Here is a 17052-nt window from a genome sequence, read left to right as displayed (position 1 = left end):
AGCGATGCGCGCGATCACGATACTTGGCGCGACCGGCTCGATCGGGGCCTCAACGCTCGACCTGATCCGGCGCAACCGGGCGGAATGGCGCGTTGTGGCGCTCACCGCCCATTCCCAGGCCAGTGAACTCGTTCGGCTGGCTCGGGAGTTCCGGCCCGAGATCGCGGTTATCGCGGACGAGAGCCGCTTGGCTGAATTGCGGGAAGGCCTTGCCGGAACGGGGATCGAGGCCGCGGGCGGCGGGCAGGCGCTTTGCGAGGCCGCTGGCCGTGCCTCCGACCTTACCGTGTCGGCCATCGTCGGCGCGGCGGGACTGGCCCCAACCATGACGGCGATCGAGCAGGGCGGGGTCGTCGCCCTGGCCAACAAGGAGGCGCTGGTTTCGGCCGGTGACGTGATGACCGCCGCGGTGGCCCGGTTCGGAGCCACTCTCCTGCCCACCGACAGCGAGCACAACGCGATCTTCCAATGCCTGCAAGCGGGCCGCATCGAAGATGTTCGCTCGATTACGCTTACCGCGAGTGGCGGGCCTTTCCGCGAATGGACCTGGGACCAATTGCGTACGGCAACCCCCGCCCAGGCGCTCAAGCACCCGAACTGGAATATGGGCGCGAAGATCACGATCGATTCCGCGACAATGATGAACAAGGGCCTCGAATACATCGAGGCGCACCGCCTGTTTCCGGTGGGGCTGGAGAAGATTCGCATCCTGGTGCACCCGCAAAGCGTGATTCATTCGATGGTCGAATACCGCGACGGATCGACCCTGGCGCAACTCGGTCCTTCGGACATGCGAGTACCGATCGCCTCATGCCTTGCCTGGCCGGCGCGCATGGACACGCCGTGCGCACCGCTGGACCTGGTCGGGCTCGGCACGCTGAGCTTCTTTGCGCCAGACGAGGAGCGCTTTCCGGCGACCAGGCTCGCGCGGGAGGCTGCGCAGGCCGGCGGGGCGGCCCCCGCCGTGCTGAGCGCAGCGAACGAAGTCGCCGTGGCGGCATTTCTCGCCGGTCAGATAGCGTTCACCGATATTTCGGCATTGGTGGCGCAAACTCTCGACAGTGACCTGCCACCCGCACCGCAGTGCCTCGACGACGTTCTTGCCGTCGACGCCGTGGCGAGGGTGCGGGCCGCCGAAATGCTGGAGACTACCCGAGTTGCTTGATAGCGTTCCCTGGTGGATGTGGATTGTCGGCTTCCTGCTAGTGCTGGGGCCGCTGGTGACGGTGCATGAGCTCGGTCACTACCTGGTTGGCCGCTGGTTCGGCGTAAAGGCCGAGAGCTTCTCCGTCGGCTTCGGCAAGGAACTGGCAGGCTTCACCGACAAGCGCGGTACGCGCTGGAAGCTCTCGGCGCTCCCGCTCGGGGGTTACGTGCAGTTCGCTGGCGACATGAATCCGGCAGGCCAACCGAGCGAAGAATGGTTGGCGTTGCCCGAGGAAGAGCGGGCCAAGACCTTTCAGGCCAAACCGCTTTGGCAGCGCGCGCTGATTGTGGCCGCTGGGCCGGTTACCAACCTCCTGGTGGCGATCGCGATACTCGCCAGCTTTAATCTTGCCTATGGTCGCCTCGAGATCCCTCCAGTCGTCGCAATGCTGGTGGACGATGGTGCGGCCGCGAAGGCAGGGATCAAGGTCGGCGATCGCATTCTGGCGGTGAACGGCAAGCCTATCGAAGGCTTCAACGAGGTTCCGGCCATGGTCGCGGCCTATCCGGGAGACGACATCGTTTTCGAAGTCGAGCGGGGCGGGGAGCGGCTGACATACGAGTTCGAAATTGCTGCGGTGAAGCAGCGAGATCGCTTCGGCAACGAGTTCCTGACCGGGCAAGTCGGCATAGGGTCTGGTTCGGGGCGTCTGGTTCCCGTCGGTCCAGCCGAAGCTGTCGCGCTGTCGGTCCGGCAGACGGGCGACATAGTCAGCATGATGGTGACCGGAATCCAGCAAATCGTGACAGGGCGCCGGCCCATCACGGAGCTCGGCGGCCCCATCAAGATTGCTAAGTTTTCGGGCGAGCAACTGAGCTTGGGATGGCGCGAATATGTGTGGTTCGCGGCCATGGTCTCGATTAACTTGGCATTCATTAACCTGCTGCCAATTCCGGCCCTAGACGGTGGGCATCTGGCTTTCTACGCGGCCGAAGCGGTCCGCCGGAAACCGGCCAGTCCGCGCAGTCAGGAATGGGCGTTCCGCACCGGTATAGCCTTCGTGCTGGCCTTGATGCTGTTCGTTACCATCAATGATGTCGCGTCGCTGTCGTTGTTCGGCGGCTAGGCGAAAGGTGAGTGGCTCCACCTCGCGGCAGCGGGGCGGGGATAAGGAAGGCACTGCAGCGTAAATCCCGGCAAGTTTGCTTGAACGCCTGCCTCACTTGGGGCAAGGCCGCACCTCGCGCTTTTGCGAGACCTGTCGACTTCGCCGGGATGAAGTCACTGCAGCAACAAATGGGACGTGGCGCGTTAGAATGGATGGGGACATGAGCGGTAAGGCAAAGTCGATCGGCGCCTCGCATTTCGTTGTGGCCCTCCTTGGGTGCACTGTCCTGGCGGGAGTGCCGGTTGCGGCGTTGGCTCAACAGGCTCAGTCGCCTGCCCCGCCGGCTCAGCCCGATGCGTCCGCTGCTCCGACCCCGGCGCCGGCCCAAACGCCGGCACAACCTGAAGGCGGCGTGATCCGGTCGATCGCCGTTGCCGGTGCCCAGCGGCTCGAGCCTGCGACGATCGTGTCCTACATCCAGATGCGGGTCGGGCAGAACTACACCGCCGCGCTGGCCGACCAGGCGCTCAAGGACCTTGCCGCGACCGAACTGTTTTCGGACTTCAATATCGACTTCGACCCCAATACCGGCAACGTCGTTATCACGGTCGTCGAAAGCCCGGTGATCAACCGGGTCGTGCTGGAGGGTAACAAGCGTCTCAAGGACGAGAAGATCCTTCCGGAGATCAAGCTCGCCCCGCGGCAGATATTCACCCGTTCCAAAGTCCGTGCGGACGTCGCGCGCATCATCGAACTCTACAAGCGGCAGGGCCGCTTCGCGGCGACTGTCGAGCCGCAGATGGTTCAGCTCGACCAAAATCGCGTCGACGTGATTTTCGAGATCAACGAAGGGCCCAAGTCAAAGGTCCGCCAGATCAACATCATCGGCAACGAGAAGTTCAGCGACGGCGAACTTCAGGGCGAGATGGTGACCAAGGTGGCCGGCCTGACGAAGATCTTCAGCTCGACCACCAGCTACGATCCCGACAGGCTCGCGTTCGATCAGCAGCAGCTTCGCGCGTTCTATCTCAAGAACGGGTATGTCGACTTCCGCATCGTTTCCGCGGTTGCCGAGCTGACGCCGGACAAGAAAGACTTCATCATCACGTTCGTGGTGGAAGAGGGCGAACGCTACAAGTTCGGCAACGTCGAGGTGGAAAGCCAGCTGCGCGATTTCGACAGCGCGGTCATGACCAAAGCGCTGCCGATGAAGACCGGCGACTGGTACGACGCCAAGCTGGTCGAAGATACCATCGAGAACATCACTGAGACCGCTGGCACTTTCGGTTACGCCTTCGCCGAAGTGCGCCCCCAGTACGTGCGCAATCGCGAAAACCTGACGATGGACCTCAAGTTCGTCATCAACGAAGCGCCCCGCGTGTATGTCGAGCGGGTCGACATCAACGGCAACACGCTGACGCAGGACAAGGTCATCCGCCGCGAGTTCCGCTTGGCCGAAGGCGATGCGTTCAACTCGCTAAGCGTCAAGCGTTCGACCGCGCGCATCAACTCGCTCGGTTACTTTCAGGAGAACTTTGAGATCGAACAGGTCGACGGCAGCGCGCCCGACCGGATCGTTCTCGAAGCCAATGTCCAGGAACAGGCGACTGGTGAACTCTCACTGTCGGCGGGCTTCTCCAGCCTCGAGAGCTTCGTGTTCCAGGGCTCGATCCGCCAGAACAACTTCCGTGGCCGCGGGCAGACCGTAGGGCTGCAGCTCAACTACTCGCGCTATTCACAAGCGTTCAACGTCAGCTTCACCGAGCCTTACGTGTTCGACAAGAACATCTCGGCCGGCGCCGATATCTACCGGCGTGACTACAACAACGGCTACTACAAGGATTCCACGGCAACCTACGACTCCTCGACCACCGGTTTTCAGGGGCGTCTGGGTATTCCGTTGACCGAGACGGTTTCGGCACTCGCGCGCTACACCTTCAATATTGAAGACGTCACGATCGACGAGAACATCTATTACGCCGACCTTGACGGCGATGGCGTGCGGACCTGCGAACCTCTGCTGGCAGGCCGTTACCTTTGCGACGCCATCGGCAAGCGCACCAGTTCGATTCTCGGTCTGTCCGTCATCCAGAACACGCTGGACAACGGCGCGCGCCCGACACGGGGCCAGCGGGCCATTGCCAGCGTGGACCTCGCCGGTCTCGGAGGTGATACCTATTACGTTCGCGGACGCGCGGAGGCGAAGCGGTTCTGGCAGCTTCGTCCGGGCTTCATCTTTTCGCTCGGAGCCGAGGTTGGCTACATTCACGGGTTGAAGGACAAGGGCCCGGACACCGACAATGTCCAGCTGACCGACCGGTTCTTCCTCGGTGAGCCCGATATTCGCGGTTTCGACATTCGCGGCATCGGTCCGCGCGTGGTCCGTCGCTTTTACGATACCTCCGATCCCAACAACCCGGTTCTCCTGCCGATCGACGATGACACCACCCAGGATGACTCTCTGGGTGGGCATGCCTACTATCTCGGCCGTGCGGAGCTCGAGATTCCGCTCGGCTCGGGTGCTCGTGAGATGGGTATTCGTCCGTCGATCTTCGCCGACATTGGGTCGGTCTTCGGAGTTACCGCGCCAGAGCTGACTATCAGCCCGTACCCCAACGGCATCTTCCTGCCTTCGCGCAATGCCGACGGTGACGCGCTCTACACGCAGATTAACGCGGCCGCTCCCAACACAAGTGGCGTTTGCGTGCCGACCTCCACGTCGATCGTGACAAGCCCGACCAACCCCAATCCGCCTGCCTGTCTGACGAACAACGCCAACACCGCGATCGGCACGACGTTGCCGCCGTTCGTCGAGCAGTTCCTGGGCAATTCCGCGATGCCTCGCCTTTCGGTTGGTATCGGCGTAAACTGGAATTCGCCCTTCGGACCTTTCCGTATCGACTTCGCCTATCCGATCCTCAAACAGGAAGGCGACGACACCAAGCGTTTCTCCTTCAACGTAGGGACCCAATTCTGATGAAGAACCACCTTTTTGCGACTGCCGCGTTTGCTCTGGCCGTCGTAGCAAGCCCAGCTTCCGCGCAGGTCAACGGCATCGCCGTGGCTGAACCGGCGATCGCCATCGCCGCCTCGCAGGCCCTGCAGACTGCTTTCGGGCAGATCGGCACAACCTACCAGGCACAGCGCACCCAGCTTGAGCAGCTCCAGGTGCAACGCCAGACTGCCCTGAAGCAGTTCGATACCAACAACGATGGCCAGCTGAACGAAGCGGAAGCGACCGCGGCCCAAAACAACGCCGCCGCCCGGAGCCAGATTGAAGGCCTCGATCAGCAGATCAATCAGGCTCAGGCGCCGATCACGCAGGCGCGTGTCTATGCTCTTGAGCAAGTGGCGCAGCAGTTCGGCCCAGCGGTTCAGCAGGTCGTCACGCAGCATAGCCTGCAGCTGATCCTCTCGCCCGGTCAGGCCGTTTACGCCAGTCAGGCGGCGGATGTGACCGACGAGATCGCGACGGCGTTGAATACGCTTGTCCCGACGGTGTCGACCACCGTGCCGGCGGGCTGGCGCCCGCAGCAGCAGACGGTTTCTCTGTACCAGGAAGTGCAGCAGGTCCTGGTTCAGGCGGCGATGGCCCAGCAGGCTCAGCAGCAGCAAGCCGCTCAGCCGCAAGCCGCGCAGCCGCAGGGTCGCTAAGCGGGCGTCCGGGGGCAGGGCATGACAGAGGCAAGTACGGCCGTGGATGAGCGCGCTTACGACATCGCGCAAATCCTCAACGCCCTGCCGCACCGCTATCCGCTACTCCTCGTCGATCGGGTCAAGCGCCTGAAGATCGACGAGGAGATTCACGCGGTAAAGGCGGTCAGCTTCAACGAGCAGTTCTTCCAGGGCCACTTTCCTGGCCGGCCGATCATGCCGGGCGTGCTGCAAATCGAAGCGCTGGCCCAGGCGGCGGCGATCCTGGCCATCGAAACGCTTCAGCTCGCCGGTTCGGGCAAGCTGGTCTATTTCATGGCCATCGAGGAAGCGAAGTTCCGCGCCCCTGTGGAGCCGGGCTGCTTGCTCGATCTCAATGTCGGTTTCGTCCAGAAACGGGCCCGCGTGTGCAAGTTCTGGGGCAAGGCCAGCGTCGAGGGCAAGGTGACTTGCGAGGTGCAATTCACTGCGATGGTCGCAGATCCGCCCAGCGCGGCCTGAGCCAGGTTGCAATTACTCGCGCCCATCTGTAAGGGCGCGCCTTTCCCGATATTGCAGGGCCGGTCGGAACCGGTCAAACGCGCGAAGGACTAATGCGATGAAGGCCGATACCCATCCCGATTACCACATGATCAAGGTGCAGATGACCGACGGCACCGTGTTCGAAACGCGCTCCACCTGGGGCAAAGAAGGCGACACGCTGCACCTCGACATCGACCCGACCAGCCATCCGGCATGGACCGGCGGTCAGCGCCAGGTCGACCAGGGCGGCCGCGTTGCGCAGTTCAACAAGCGCTTCGGCGGGCTCACCCTCAAGAAGAGCTGAGCAAAGCCTCGAATTCGAGACAAGCGAAGGGCGGTCCACTGGGCCGCCCTTTTTCGTTCGTCCCCAAGCTTGTTTCAGGGGGAAGATCTAGTCTTCCGAAGGTTCGAACTTCAGCCGGCCGGCGAGCCTGGCCTTGCCGGTGTCGCGCACATGATGTCGACCATCGACCACTGCGACGTTCGGAAAGTCATGGTACGGATTGAGGCCGAGGCAAGCCACGTTGACGCCGTAGGTATCCGGGTCGGATCGGCGTTGATGGAAGGTGTAGGTACCGCAGTTCGAGCAGAAGTAGTGCTTCGCGACTTTCGTGTTGAACTGGTAGCAGCTGAGCCGGTCTTCACCCTCGACGATCCGCAAGCCTTCGAGCGGGGTCCCTACCGTCACCGCGCCTTTGATCGAACAAATCGAGCAATCACAGCGAGCGCCACGGAGCGGCTCCTCCACCCGGACGGTGAACCTAACCGCCCCGCAGTGGCACGATCCCGATCGTTCAACCCCAGCCTCGCTCACCATCCCCAGGGCCTTTCACGATACCACTTGGTAATCACGTACTTCACGCCCTTGCGTACCTTCATGCCATGATGGAGTGTCGCTGGGTTGAGGCTGCCGTCGGGGCGATGGTTATTCCAGCATAGCAGCTTGCCTTCCTGCGGCCGGAAGATCTTGTCGATCACCTTGAAGCGCGTCGCACCACCTGCCTCGACGTCGTTGAGATAGATCATGAAAGTCCAGGTTCGCTGGCCTGAGACCGAACAATACTTCTCGAAGTCCTGGCCCGAAGGCTCGAAATAGTCCGTGTGGTTCTTGAACTCTTGGCCGATTTCGTAGCGCTGGCCCTGTACCGGCTCCCCATAGGCGGCATCGATTCCGTTCAGGGCGAAGAGCAGCGCCTCAAGTTCCTGTACGGCCGGCTCCTCGGGGCTGAGGTCGCAAGTCTCGCTAGTGCGGAAGTAGTGGTCGCCGTTGGGGTCGGCGATGGTCGAAGGTCGCCGATCCTTGTCGATCAGGGCGATCAGGCGTGCGCATAGTTTCGGCGGGAGGAAGTCGGGTAAGTCGTACACCTCTGCCCTCGGAGTCGGAACGCGTCGCAGCCCGGGCCAGGCAGACAGGTGATCGCCAGTTGTCTCTCCAGGATTCGCCATGAGCTCGAGATAGCCGGGGAGCTTGAGGTAATAAAGTTGCGTTCGTCTTCCCCAAACGAAGTTTTCACTTTGCTTGGCAGGTGACCTGTGCAACAGGCTCGCGCCCGCGCCGATCTGGCTTGACCGGTTGGTGCGACTGCCTGACAGCCACCTCGACACAGCGTAAGGTGGCAGAGGCTGTGGCGATTGTAGCTCAGTTGGTTAGAGCGCCGGTTTGTGGTACCGGAGGTCGCGGGTTCAAACCCCGTCAATCGCCCCATTCCCCTTCATGCCCTGGCGCTTTTGCAACCCATTGCGCGAGGCCTTTCGCATGGCGGCTTTCTGGACAGAGGCGGACTGGGACGATCACGAGCTCGTCCAACTGGTGCACGACAAGGCCTCGGGCCTGACGGCGATCCTCGCGCTTCATTCTACTCATCTTGGCCCCGGTGCGGGGGGGACGCGCTTCTGGCACTACGCCGATCCGCAAGGCGCGATGCGCGATGCCCTGCGACTGTCGCGGGGAATGAGTTACAAGAACGCCATGGCCGGCCTCCCGATGGGCGGCGGCAAGGCAGTGGTCCTCCTCGACAAGGACCGGACCAAGACCGCCGCGATGCTGGCCGCCTTCGGTGATGCGGTGAACGCGCTCGGCGGCCGGTACGTAACGGCGGAAGATGTCGGCGCAAGCGAGGCTGACATGGTCGCGATCTCCAAGCGGACGCCGCACGTTTGCGGTCTGCCGGCGGAAGAAGGGCAGTTGGGGGGCGATCCGGGACCCTTCACGGCCATGGGCATATTCCTCGGCATCAAAGCGGCGGTGGCACACAAGCTCGGGCGCCAAGACCTCGACGGCGTTCGCGTGGCCCTGCAAGGTTGTGGAAGTGTCGGCGGCGGGGTGGCCCGGCTCTTGGCGGAGGAAGGCGCGCGGCTGACCCTCGCCGATATCACCGCCGCGCGCGCGAGGGCTTTGGCCGCCGAACTGGGCGCCGAAGCGGTGACCGCTGACGAAATCATGGCGACCTCTTGCGAGGTCTTCAGCCCCAACGCGCTCGGAGCGATTCTCGATGAAGAGGGGATCGGCCGCCTCGACTGCCGGATCGTTGCGGGCGGGGCGAACAACCAGTTGGCGCGGCGCGAGCACGGCACCCTGCTGGCGGAACGCGGAATTCTCTATGCCCCGGACTATGTCATCAACGCCGGCGGCATCATCAACGTGAGCCTCGAGTACCTGTGCCGCCAGCATGCCGAGCCCTGCGACTTGAATGAAGTCCGGGCACGCATCGAACAGATTCCCGAGCGGCTGCAATCGATCTGGCGTGAGAGCGACGAGAGCGGACTATCGGCGGACGTCGTGGCCGACCGCATGGCGCAACGGTTGATCGGGCGCGGATAGGCGATGGGTCTAGGCGTGGTGGTTCGACAAGCTCACCACGAACGGGTTCGGGGACACTGGCGCTCCAGAGCGAGTATTCGCTTTGTTGATTTTGTCCGAAACGCCGCGTGTCGCCCCTTGCTCGCGGAACCCTGACCTGCCAAAGCCGCGCGCGGACCATGCACGGCTTCGCTAATCCTGCCCGCTTCCTGCGGATCGCCCGCTGGCTGACCCCGGCTTTGCTGGTGGCCGGCCTGGCGTTGACTGCGGGTTCGCTGGCCTGGGGCCTGTTCGCCGCTCCGGCCGAACGGTTGCAAGGCGACACCGTCCGCATCGTTTTCATCCACGTCCCGTCAGCCTGGCTCGGCATGGGGGGCTGGACGGCCATTGCCGTCGCCAGCCTGGTCGAGCTGGTCTGGCGTCACCCGTTGGCGGCGATTGCCGCCCGGGCAACGGCTGTTCCCGGCGCGGTATTCGCAGCTATCTGCCTTGCGAGCGGATCGATCTGGGGGCGTCCGGCCTGGGGAACCTGGTGGGTCTGGGACGGGCGCCTGACGAGCATGCTCGTGCTGCTGTTCCTCTATCTCGGCTACATCGCGCTCGCCCAGGCGTCCGACCGCGAAGGGGCATCGAGCCGCATTGTCGCCATTTTCGGCCTCGTCGGCGCGGTGAACATTCCGATCATCCATTTCTCGGTTCTCTGGTGGAACTCGCTCCACCAGCCTCCGAGCCTGACCACCGGCGGCTCGGCCATGGCGGCAGAGTTCCTCATTCCCCTCGCCGTGGCGACCTTGGGGTTCTCGTTCATCTTCGGCGGGGTAGTGCTCGCGCGGATGCGGGCGATCCTGGCCGACGTCCAGGCAGAAGCGCGGCTGCGTCGGCGCGCGCTGGAGGATTAATGCGCGAAGCACTCAACCATTGGGATTTTGTGATCGCAGCCTATGCCGTCGGCGTGCTGGGCACCCTCGCACTGGTGGCGTGGAGCTGGCTCTCCATGCGCGCGGCGGAAAGCCGGCGAGACAAGGCACGCGGCCGATGACCAGCGCGCTTAAGCCCAAACATCAGCGGTTGGTGCTGATCCTGGTTGCGGTCGCAGCGTTGATCGCTGCGGCTCTGCTCGCTGCCTGGGCGTTGCGCAACCAGGCGAGCTATTTCTACGTGCCGAGCGATATGGCCGCCAATCCGCCCGAGGCGGGCCAAGCGGTCCGTCTTGGCGGAATGGTAGAGGCCGGCTCCCTCAAGACCTTGGCCGATGGCGTGACGATCGAGTTTGTCGTCGGAGACGGCACGGCCCGAGTTCCGGTCATCTTCTCGGGTATCGTGCCGGACTTGTTCGTGGAAGGATCGGGCGTGGTCGCCGAAGGCTCGCTGCGGCCTGACGGTACTTTCAAGGCCGACAACCTGCTCGCCAAGCACGACGAGAACTATATGCCACGCGAACTCGAAGACATGTCTGCCGCTCAAAAGCGGGAAGCGGTCGCGGAAACCCAATGATCGCTGAATTCGGCCTCGCCGCCCTGTGGCTTTCGGCGGCTCTTGCCGGGCTGCAGTTGCTCGCCGGCTTCCTGGGTCTGCGGCAAAGCGGATCCGAACTCTCCGCGCTGGTGCGGCCCGCGGCGGTAACCCAGGCGCTGCTGTGCGCTCTCTCTTTTGGCGCGTTGCTTTTGCTGTTCGCGCGCACCGACCTGTCGGTCGCACTGGTCGCGAAGAACTCCCACTCGGACAAGCCCTTCATCTTCAAGCTCGCCGGAGCATGGGGCAATCATGAAGGCTCGATGCTGCTGTGGGTGACCGTGATGGCGCTGGCTGGCGGGCTTATCGCCTTCCTCGAACGCCGCCTTCCGGAACGGACAATGCTGGCCACGCTTGCCTCGCAGGCGTTTGTCGGGCTCGGCTTCTATGCTTTCCTGCTGATTTCCTCGAATCCGTTTGAGCGGCTCGTGCCGGCAGCAGCGGAAGGGGCGGGGCTCAATCCGCTGCTACAGGATATCGGCCTCGCGCTGCATCCACCGACGCTCTACTTCGGCTATGTCGGACTTTCGATCGCGTTCAGTTTTGCGGTCGGCGCCCTGCTGACACGGCAAGTGACGCCCGACTTCGCCAAGGTCATGCGCCCCTGGGTGCTGGGCGCCTGGATATTCCTCACGCTCGGTATCACCGCGGGCAGCTACTGGGCCTATTACGAACTCGGCTGGGGCGGCTGGTGGTTCTGGGATCCGGTCGAGAATGCGTCTCTGATGCCCTGGCTGGCGGCCACGGCGCTGCTCCATTCGGTAAGCGTGCTGGCCTCGCGCGATGCGCTGCGGGCCTGGACCATCATGCTCGGCGTGGTGGCCTTCTCGATGAGCATGATTGGCACCTTCCTGGTGCGATCGGGTATCCTCACCAGCGTCCACGCCTTCGCGGTCGATCCGGAGCGCGGGACGTTCATCCTCGTCCTGCTTGCGATTTATATCGGCGGCGCGTTGGCGCTGTTCGCGTTCAGGGCGGGCACGATTGCCGAAGGTGAGCGCTTTTCGGTGCTGAGCCGCGAGGGCGCATTGGTGGTGAACAACGTGGCCCTTTCGGCGATCCTGGGGATCGTGCTGCTGGGTACGCTCTATCCTCTGCTGACCGAAGCGTTCGATGTGCGGGTCTCGGTCGGGCCTCCGTACTTCAACCCGGTCGGGGCGATCTTCTTCCTGCCGATGCTGGTCGTGCTGGCTATCGGGCCGTTGCTCCGATGGCGGCGCGACAGCTTCGCCCGCATTCGCCTGCCGGTGATCGCGATTGCCGTCGTGGGCTCGGCCGTGCTCCTTGCCGGATGGCTCATTGCCGGGATCGCGCTGATGCCGCTGCTGGGCATGTCGCTTGCCGCGGCCGTAGCGGTCGGGAGTTTTCTCCCATTGCGCGGGCGGTCGCTGCGTCGTTTGCCACTGCCGGTCTGGGGCATGGTGATCGCACACTTCGGGATTGCAGTGGCGCTGTTCGGAATGGCGGCGGACACCGCCTTTACGCGCGAAAAACTGGTAGCCGCACAAGTGGGGGAAACGGCTCGGGTGGGTCCCTGGTCGGTCAAGCTGGCCTCGGTAGATCCTGTGGCGGGACCCAATTGGACCGCGCTCGAAGCGCGCTTGCTGGCGAGCTATCGCGGCGGCGGCGAACACGAGCTCAAGCCTCAGGCGCGCAGTTTCTGGACGCCGCCACAGCAGACCAGCGAGTCCGCGTTGCTGACCCGCTGGAACGGCCAGCTCTACGCCGTGATCGGCGGAGAGGCTGAAGGCGGGCGCTGGCAGCTGCGCCTGTGGTGGAAGCCGTTCGTGACGTGGATCTGGTACGGTGGTGTGCTCATCGCATTGGGCGGTTTCCTGGCGTTGCTTGGCCGCCTTTCAGGCGACCTGCGGCGCCGTTCGGCCCAGGCCAAGATCGCAGCTCGCCGGGCACCTGAGACAGTGAGCGAGCCGGTAGAGGTGGTGGCGTGACCTGGCTGCGTTGGGTCCTGTTGGCGCTTGTCGCCGCCTTGTTCGGGCTGTTCGCCTGGCAGCTCTCGCAGCCGAAGGACGAGTTCGTCCACAGCGCGATGATCGGGGAGCCGATTCCCGAGTTCGATCTGCCTGCCGCGGTGACGGAGAGGCCGGGTCTGTCGAGCGCCAATCTCGCCGACGGTCAGCCCAAGTTGCTCAACATCTTCGCCAGCTGGTGCGTCCCCTGCCGGGCCGAGGCGCCGCAACTGGCGCAACTGGAGGCCAGTGGCGCAAACATCGTCGCAGTCGCCATCCGCGATCGTCCCGAAGACGTCGCGGCTTTCCTCGAAGCCTATGGCAATCCGTTCAGCCGTATCGGCAAGGACGACATTAGCGCCGTTCAGCTCTCGATCGGTTCGTCCGGGGTGCCCGAAACCTTCGTCATCGATGGTCAGGGCGTGATCCGCTACCAGCACATCGGCGACATCCGGGACAGCGACATTCCAAAGCTGCTCGAAGAGTTGCGGAAGGCTGGCGCATGAGCGTGCGACTGATCCTTGCGGCGCTACTGCTGGTCTTTGCCGGGCCTGTGGCAGCGCAGGATACGCTTCCGCCCGCGCCCTACGCCTATCGTCAGCTCGACGACCCCGCGCTCGAAGCCAAGGCTCAGGCGCTGATGGAGACGCTGCGCTGTCTCAAGTGCCAGAGCCAGTCGATCGCCGACAGCGACGCACCGATGGCCGGAGACATGCGTCACCAGGTCCGCACTCGCATTGCCGCGGGTGAGGACCCCGAGCAGGTCCGCGCCTGGCTGATCGAACGTTACGGCGACTACGTCAGCTACAAGCCCGAGATAAGCGCGACCACTTGGCCATTGTTCGCCATTCCCGTAGCGCTGCTGGCGCTTGCGGTTCTCATCATTGTGCGTCGGCTGAGGAAAGCGAAATGACCTGGCTGGTCGCCGTTGCCATCGCCCTTGCGGCATTTGCCCTGGCCGCTTTCGTTCTCGGGGTCCCTAGGCAGGGATGGACTTCCTTTGCCGCCGCGCTCGCCCTGGGCCTCGCAGGCTACGCCCTGCAGGCAAGCCCCGGCGTTCCCGGCGCTCCCGCGGCGCCGCGCGCTGCGGGAGAGATCGATTCCGGCTTTTCCTATGTCGATGAACGCAAGGAAATGATCGGATCGGCCGCCAGGTCGGGAAGCGACAAGCTGTTGATTGCCGATGCGCTCGCACGAAAGGGCCAGTTCGCCAACGCGGCCGCGATGCTGCGCGGGGCCGTGCACGACAACCCCCGGGACGCCGAGGCCTGGTTGGCGCTGGGCAATGCCCTGGTCGAACATTCTGGTGGGGTACTGACCGAACCGTCCCTGGTCGCCTATCGCCGCGCTTCGGAACTTGATGCCAAGGGAGTTGGCCCGGGCTATTTCCTCGGTCTGGCCCTGATCCGGCAAGGCCAACTGATGGAGGCGCGTGGCGTTTGGCAGGCGACTGTCGAAAATGCCCCTGAAGATTCAGCCGGCCGTGCCCTGCTTGAGCAGCGGCTCGCCCGGCTCGATGCACTGATCACCCAGATTTCCGGTCAAGCACCTGTCCCGCAACAGGAATGACCGCTGGCCGCGGATTGCGGCGTCATGGGACCGCTGCTAAACGCCGCGCTCCGCACGACTGAGTCGTGCAGGGGGCCTTAATTCCCGATGACTGACGTCTCGAATTCTCACCACTCCGACAGTTCCAAAGCAGGATTGGCCAAGCTGGCTGTGGGCGCCGTCGGCGTCGTCTTTGGCGATATCGGCACCAGCCCGCTTTACGCGATGAAGGAGACCTTCGTCGGCCATCATCGCCTGGCCGTCGACCTCGTCCATGTATTTGGGGTGGTGAGCGTCATGTTCTGGTCGCTGGTGATCCTGGTGACCGGCAAGTACGTGTTCCTGACCTTGCGAGCGGACAACAAGGGCGAAGGCGGCAGCCTGGCGCTTCTGGCCCTGATCCAGCGCAAGACCGGCAGTGGGGGTCGATGGAGCAATGGCCTCGTGCTGCTCGGGATCTTCGCCACGGCGCTGTTTCTCGGCGACTGCATGATCACGCCAGCGATTTCGGTGCTGTCGGCCGTGGAAGGCCTGACCGTCGTCCAGAGTCACTTCGCTCCTTACGTTTTGCCGGCGGCCGCCGGGATTCTGATCGGGCTGTTCCTGATCCAGAAGCGGGGGACGGATCGTGTGGGCAAGTTGTTCGGTCCGGTCATGATTGTCTACTTCGCGACACTGGCAGTGCTGGGCGTGTCGAGCATCGTGCATCGGCCCGACGTGCTCCAGGCCCTCAATCCGGTGTGGATTTATCACTTCTTCGCCAACGACCCCTACCGCGCTTTCCTCGCGCTGGGCTCCGCCGTCCTGGCCCTGACGGGAGCGGAGGCGCTTTACGCGGACATCGGACATTTCGGGCGCAAGCCCATCCAGCTCGCCTGGCTTTACCTGATCTTCCCGGCGCTCCTGCTCAACTACCTGGGGCAGGGGTCGCTGTTGCTCCGCAATCCGGCCGCCGCCGAAAACCCGTTCTTCCTGCTTGCCCCTGAAGACCTGCGCCTGCCGCTCGTGCTGTTGGCGACGGCGGCGACAGTGATCGCCAGCCAGGCCGTGATTACCGGTGCCTATTCCGTCATGCAGCAAGCGGTGCAACTGGGCGTGATGCCACGCCTGCGCATCAGCCACACTTCGGCAAGCGCGCACGGGCAGATCTACATTCCCGTCGTCAACTGGAGCCTGATGCTGCTGGTCATCCTGCTCGTGGTGAGTTTCGGTGAATCGTCCAACCTGGCTGCGGCCTATGGCATCGCCGTCACCGGCACGATGATCTGCACCACGATCATGTTGACGGTCCTCGTTCGTCGTGTCTGGAACTGGCCGTTACCGCTGGTCATCGGCGTGATTTCGGTCTTCTTCCTGCTCGACGGCGCCTATTTCGCGGCGAACCTCACCAAGATACCGGACGGGGGCTGGTTCCCGCTACTGGTCGGCGCAATTACCTTCACGATGCTCACAACCTGGGCCAAGGGCCGCCGCCTGATGCGTGAACGGATGAGCGAAGTCGGCCTGCCGCTCGACATCTTCGCGAAGTCGGCGCGCAACAGCACCGCCAAGGTGCCGGGGACGGCGATCTTCATGAACTCCGGCTCGCACGGGACGCCTTCGGCGCTGTTGCACAACATCAAGCACAACAAGGTGCTGCACGACAGGGTCGTGGTACTGACGGTGCAGATTGCCGACGTGCCTTACGTCCAGCCGCAAAACCGATACGAAATCCACGACATGCGTGACGGTTTCTACCGAGTAGTGCTGCACTACGGTTTCATGGAAGAGACCGACATTCCGGCCGCGCTCAAGGAAATGGAGATGTGCGGCGGGAAGTTCGAGATGATGCAGACGAGCTTCTTCCTCTCGCGCCAGACCTTGCTGTCGGCAGACAAGCCGGGGATGGCCATCTGGCGCGAAAAGCTGTTCGCCTGGATGATGCGAAATGCCGCGACACCGATGGAGTTTTTCCGTTTGCCGACCAACCGGGTCGTCGAACTGGGAAGCCAGGTCGAAATCTGAGAGCTAGCGGGCCAGCGCCTTTCCGTCAGGATCGACCGGTGAGAGCCGTTTGAGTTCAGCAAGACCGTTGGCGCTGGCCTTGGCCCAACGCTCGAAGATCTGCTCGAAATCGTGCCGGTTGGTAACGCGGTTGCGGATCCAGGGGCCGTTGTCACCGGCGACGCGACGCTCGATCGCCCGCCCGAGCACGGCACCGGTCATCGAATCCCGGGCCTCGATGACGATTGTGGCTGCCCCTGCTTCGTCCGAATAGATGCGGGTCCTGCCCGAGGTCGGAGTGTCAGGGGCGACCACGTCGATGTCGATAGCGCCAGTGACCAGTTCCATGACGTCTGGCCCCGGGGTGGTCACGATAGTGTAGCCGGCGTCGGCAAAGGCCTTCCTGAAGATGGCTTCGAATTCGACGGTGGCCTTGTCGAGAGCCTCGCGAACAAAGGACTCGCTGATCCGCAGGCCCTGCGTGCTGCTGCGCCGCTGGTCGCGGATCCAGTTCGCGCGCATGGCCAGGTGTGGCGTGGCGAACATGACCTTGGTGTAGGGGCGAAAGTCGGCACCCGGCGCGAGGTAGACCATGTCGATCTTGTCGGATTTGACCCGAACGAGGTTTTCCCACTGGTCTTCGTTCACTTGCCCGGCAATGGGTACCGGACCAAGCAACGCGAGGGCCGCAATCGCGGCGATGAGGCTACGCTTCATCATGCTTTTCCTCTCGGGGCGTGGCGTGATGGTAGATCGCCCGACTTGCCTCGAACCATCCGGGAAAACCCCACTCCACTGGCTTACCTGGCGC

The 17052-nt window shown here is 63.5% G+C and carries 18 protein-coding genes and 1 tRNA gene; 16 read left to right on the top strand and 3 right to left on the bottom strand.

Going from position 1 to position 17052, the window contains the following annotated elements; all coding sequences use genetic code 11:
- Nucleotides 1–4: 4 nt before the first annotated feature.
- From KK137_RS07115 to rpmE, 6 genes are all read left to right on the top strand, one after another.
- Complete coding sequence (locus tag KK137_RS07115) at nucleotides 5–1165, top strand: 1-deoxy-D-xylulose-5-phosphate reductoisomerase (protein WP_214535454.1); 1161 nt, start codon at nucleotides 5–7, stop codon at nucleotides 1163–1165.
- Nucleotides 1158–2273, top strand: a complete 1116-nt coding sequence (gene rseP, locus KK137_RS07110; protein ID WP_338027999.1) for an RIP metalloprotease RseP — start codon at nucleotides 1158–1160, stop codon at nucleotides 2271–2273. The genes KK137_RS07115 and rseP overlap by 8 nt, the downstream gene beginning before the upstream one ends.
- A gap of 202 nt (nucleotides 2274–2475) precedes the next feature.
- The gene (gene bamA / locus KK137_RS07105) at nucleotides 2476–5232 is read left to right on the top strand and encodes an outer membrane protein assembly factor BamA (RefSeq protein WP_214535453.1); all 2757 of its coding nucleotides are present in this window, start codon (nucleotides 2476–2478) and stop codon (nucleotides 5230–5232) included.
- Nucleotides 5232–5909 (top strand): OmpH family outer membrane protein, encoded by a 678-nt coding sequence (locus KK137_RS07100; RefSeq protein WP_214535452.1) that lies wholly within the window; start codon nucleotides 5232–5234, stop codon nucleotides 5907–5909. The genes bamA and KK137_RS07100 overlap by 1 nt, the downstream gene beginning before the upstream one ends.
- Nucleotides 5910–5930: 21 nt before the next feature.
- Nucleotides 5931–6410, top strand: coding sequence for a 3-hydroxyacyl-ACP dehydratase FabZ (gene fabZ, locus KK137_RS07095; protein WP_214535451.1), 480 nt, complete (start codon nucleotides 5931–5933; stop codon nucleotides 6408–6410).
- A gap of 97 nt (nucleotides 6411–6507) precedes the next feature.
- Nucleotides 6508–6735, top strand: a complete 228-nt coding sequence (rpmE, locus tag KK137_RS07090) for a 50S ribosomal protein L31 (protein ID WP_214535450.1) — start codon at nucleotides 6508–6510, stop codon at nucleotides 6733–6735.
- Nucleotides 6736–6822: 87 nt separating this feature from the next.
- Here rpmE and KK137_RS07085 read toward each other — a convergent pair whose 3' ends face one another.
- Together KK137_RS07085 and KK137_RS07080 are read right to left on the bottom strand one after the other, a co-directional pair.
- Entirely contained in the window at nucleotides 6823–7248 is a 426-nt protein-coding gene (locus KK137_RS07085; RefSeq protein ID WP_214535449.1) for a GFA family protein, read from the bottom strand.
- On the bottom strand, nucleotides 7242–7877 hold the full coding sequence (locus tag KK137_RS07080) for a prolyl hydroxylase family protein (RefSeq protein ID WP_214535448.1): 636 nt from the start codon (nucleotides 7875–7877) through the stop codon (nucleotides 7242–7244). Before KK137_RS07080 ends, KK137_RS07085 begins: the two co-directional genes overlap by 7 nt.
- Before the next feature lie 182 nt (nucleotides 7878–8059).
- Here KK137_RS07080 and KK137_RS07075 point away from each other — a divergent pair.
- The 10 genes from KK137_RS07075 (at nucleotide 8060) to KK137_RS07030 (ending at nucleotide 16262) form a co-directional block, all read left to right on the top strand.
- A tRNA-His gene (locus tag KK137_RS07075) sits at nucleotides 8060–8136 on the top strand.
- 51 nt (nucleotides 8137–8187) lie between these two features.
- Nucleotides 8188–9252 carry a Glu/Leu/Phe/Val family dehydrogenase gene (locus KK137_RS07070; protein ID WP_214535447.1) on the top strand — a complete coding sequence of 355 codons (1065 nt, stop codon included), beginning with the start codon at nucleotides 8188–8190 and terminating at the stop codon, nucleotides 9250–9252.
- A gap of 158 nt (nucleotides 9253–9410) precedes the next feature.
- Nucleotides 9411–10130 (top strand): heme ABC transporter permease CcmC, encoded by a 720-nt coding sequence (gene ccmC, locus KK137_RS07065; protein WP_214535446.1) that lies wholly within the window; start codon nucleotides 9411–9413, stop codon nucleotides 10128–10130.
- Complete coding sequence (locus KK137_RS07060; RefSeq protein WP_214535445.1) at nucleotides 10130–10270, top strand: hypothetical protein; 141 nt, start codon at nucleotides 10130–10132, stop codon at nucleotides 10268–10270. Before ccmC ends, KK137_RS07060 begins: the two co-directional genes overlap by 1 nt.
- On the top strand, nucleotides 10267–10725 hold the full coding sequence (gene ccmE / locus KK137_RS07055; RefSeq protein ID WP_214535444.1) for a cytochrome c maturation protein CcmE: 459 nt from the start codon (nucleotides 10267–10269) through the stop codon (nucleotides 10723–10725). Before KK137_RS07060 ends, ccmE begins: the two co-directional genes overlap by 4 nt.
- Nucleotides 10722–12692 carry a heme lyase CcmF/NrfE family subunit gene (locus KK137_RS07050; protein WP_214535443.1) on the top strand — a complete coding sequence of 657 codons (1971 nt, stop codon included), beginning with the start codon at nucleotides 10722–10724 and terminating at the stop codon, nucleotides 12690–12692. The genes ccmE and KK137_RS07050 overlap by 4 nt, the downstream gene beginning before the upstream one ends.
- Entirely contained in the window at nucleotides 12689–13216 is a 528-nt protein-coding gene (locus KK137_RS07045; protein ID WP_214535442.1) for a DsbE family thiol:disulfide interchange protein, read from the top strand. The genes KK137_RS07050 and KK137_RS07045 overlap by 4 nt, the downstream gene beginning before the upstream one ends.
- The gene (locus tag KK137_RS07040) at nucleotides 13213–13623 is read left to right on the top strand and encodes a cytochrome c-type biogenesis protein (RefSeq protein WP_214535441.1); all 411 of its coding nucleotides are present in this window, start codon (nucleotides 13213–13215) and stop codon (nucleotides 13621–13623) included. Before KK137_RS07045 ends, KK137_RS07040 begins: the two co-directional genes overlap by 4 nt.
- Complete coding sequence (locus KK137_RS07035; RefSeq protein ID WP_214535440.1) at nucleotides 13620–14279, top strand: tetratricopeptide repeat protein; 660 nt, start codon at nucleotides 13620–13622, stop codon at nucleotides 14277–14279. The genes KK137_RS07040 and KK137_RS07035 overlap by 4 nt, the downstream gene beginning before the upstream one ends.
- Nucleotides 14280–14366: 87 nt before the next feature.
- Nucleotides 14367–16262 (top strand): potassium transporter Kup, encoded by a 1896-nt coding sequence (locus KK137_RS07030; RefSeq protein WP_214535439.1) that lies wholly within the window; start codon nucleotides 14367–14369, stop codon nucleotides 16260–16262.
- 3 nt (nucleotides 16263–16265) lie between these two features.
- On the opposite strand, the gene KK137_RS07025 is transcribed toward KK137_RS07030, so the two are convergent.
- Nucleotides 16266–16958, bottom strand: a complete 693-nt coding sequence (locus KK137_RS07025) for a DUF3313 family protein (protein ID WP_214535438.1) — start codon at nucleotides 16956–16958, stop codon at nucleotides 16266–16268.
- Nucleotides 16959–17052: the final 94 nt, after the last annotated feature.

The sequence above is a fragment of the Croceibacterium selenioxidans genome, assembly GCF_018599195.1.
GTDB classification, from domain to species: Bacteria; Pseudomonadota; Alphaproteobacteria; order Sphingomonadales; family Sphingomonadaceae; genus Croceibacterium_A; species Croceibacterium_A selenioxidans.
Note: the sequence above shows the minus strand (reverse complement) of the source record. Positions and strands in the feature narration are given on the sequence as shown.

Coding starts and splice junctions, on each gene's coding strand:
- KK137_RS07115 (WP_214535454.1), top strand. CDS start 5: ATGCGCGCGATCACGATACTTGGCGCGACCGGCTCGATCGGGGCCTCA.
- bamA (WP_214535453.1), top strand. CDS start 2,476: ATGAGCGGTAAGGCAAAGTCGATCGGCGCCTCGCATTTCGTTGTGGCC.
- KK137_RS07100 (WP_214535452.1), top strand. CDS start 5,232: ATGAAGAACCACCTTTTTGCGACTGCCGCGTTTGCTCTGGCCGTCGTA.
- fabZ (WP_214535451.1), top strand. CDS start 5,931: ATGACAGAGGCAAGTACGGCCGTGGATGAGCGCGCTTACGACATCGCG.
- rpmE (WP_214535450.1), top strand. CDS start 6,508: ATGAAGGCCGATACCCATCCCGATTACCACATGATCAAGGTGCAGATG.
- KK137_RS07085 (WP_214535449.1), bottom strand. CDS start 7,248: ATGGTGAGCGAGGCTGGGGTTGAACGATCGGGATCGTGCCACTGCGGG.
- KK137_RS07080 (WP_214535448.1), bottom strand. CDS start 7,877: ATGGCGAATCCTGGAGAGACAACTGGCGATCACCTGTCTGCCTGGCCC.
- KK137_RS07070 (WP_214535447.1), top strand. CDS start 8,188: ATGGCGGCTTTCTGGACAGAGGCGGACTGGGACGATCACGAGCTCGTC.
- ccmC (WP_214535446.1), top strand. CDS start 9,411: ATGCACGGCTTCGCTAATCCTGCCCGCTTCCTGCGGATCGCCCGCTGG.
- KK137_RS07060 (WP_214535445.1), top strand. CDS start 10,130: ATGCGCGAAGCACTCAACCATTGGGATTTTGTGATCGCAGCCTATGCC.
- ccmE (WP_214535444.1), top strand. CDS start 10,267: ATGACCAGCGCGCTTAAGCCCAAACATCAGCGGTTGGTGCTGATCCTG.
- KK137_RS07050 (WP_214535443.1), top strand. CDS start 10,722: ATGATCGCTGAATTCGGCCTCGCCGCCCTGTGGCTTTCGGCGGCTCTT.
- KK137_RS07040 (WP_214535441.1), top strand. CDS start 13,213: ATGAGCGTGCGACTGATCCTTGCGGCGCTACTGCTGGTCTTTGCCGGG.
- KK137_RS07035 (WP_214535440.1), top strand. CDS start 13,620: ATGACCTGGCTGGTCGCCGTTGCCATCGCCCTTGCGGCATTTGCCCTG.
- KK137_RS07030 (WP_214535439.1), top strand. CDS start 14,367: ATGACTGACGTCTCGAATTCTCACCACTCCGACAGTTCCAAAGCAGGA.
- KK137_RS07025 (WP_214535438.1), bottom strand. CDS start 16,958: ATGAAGCGTAGCCTCATCGCCGCGATTGCGGCCCTCGCGTTGCTTGGT.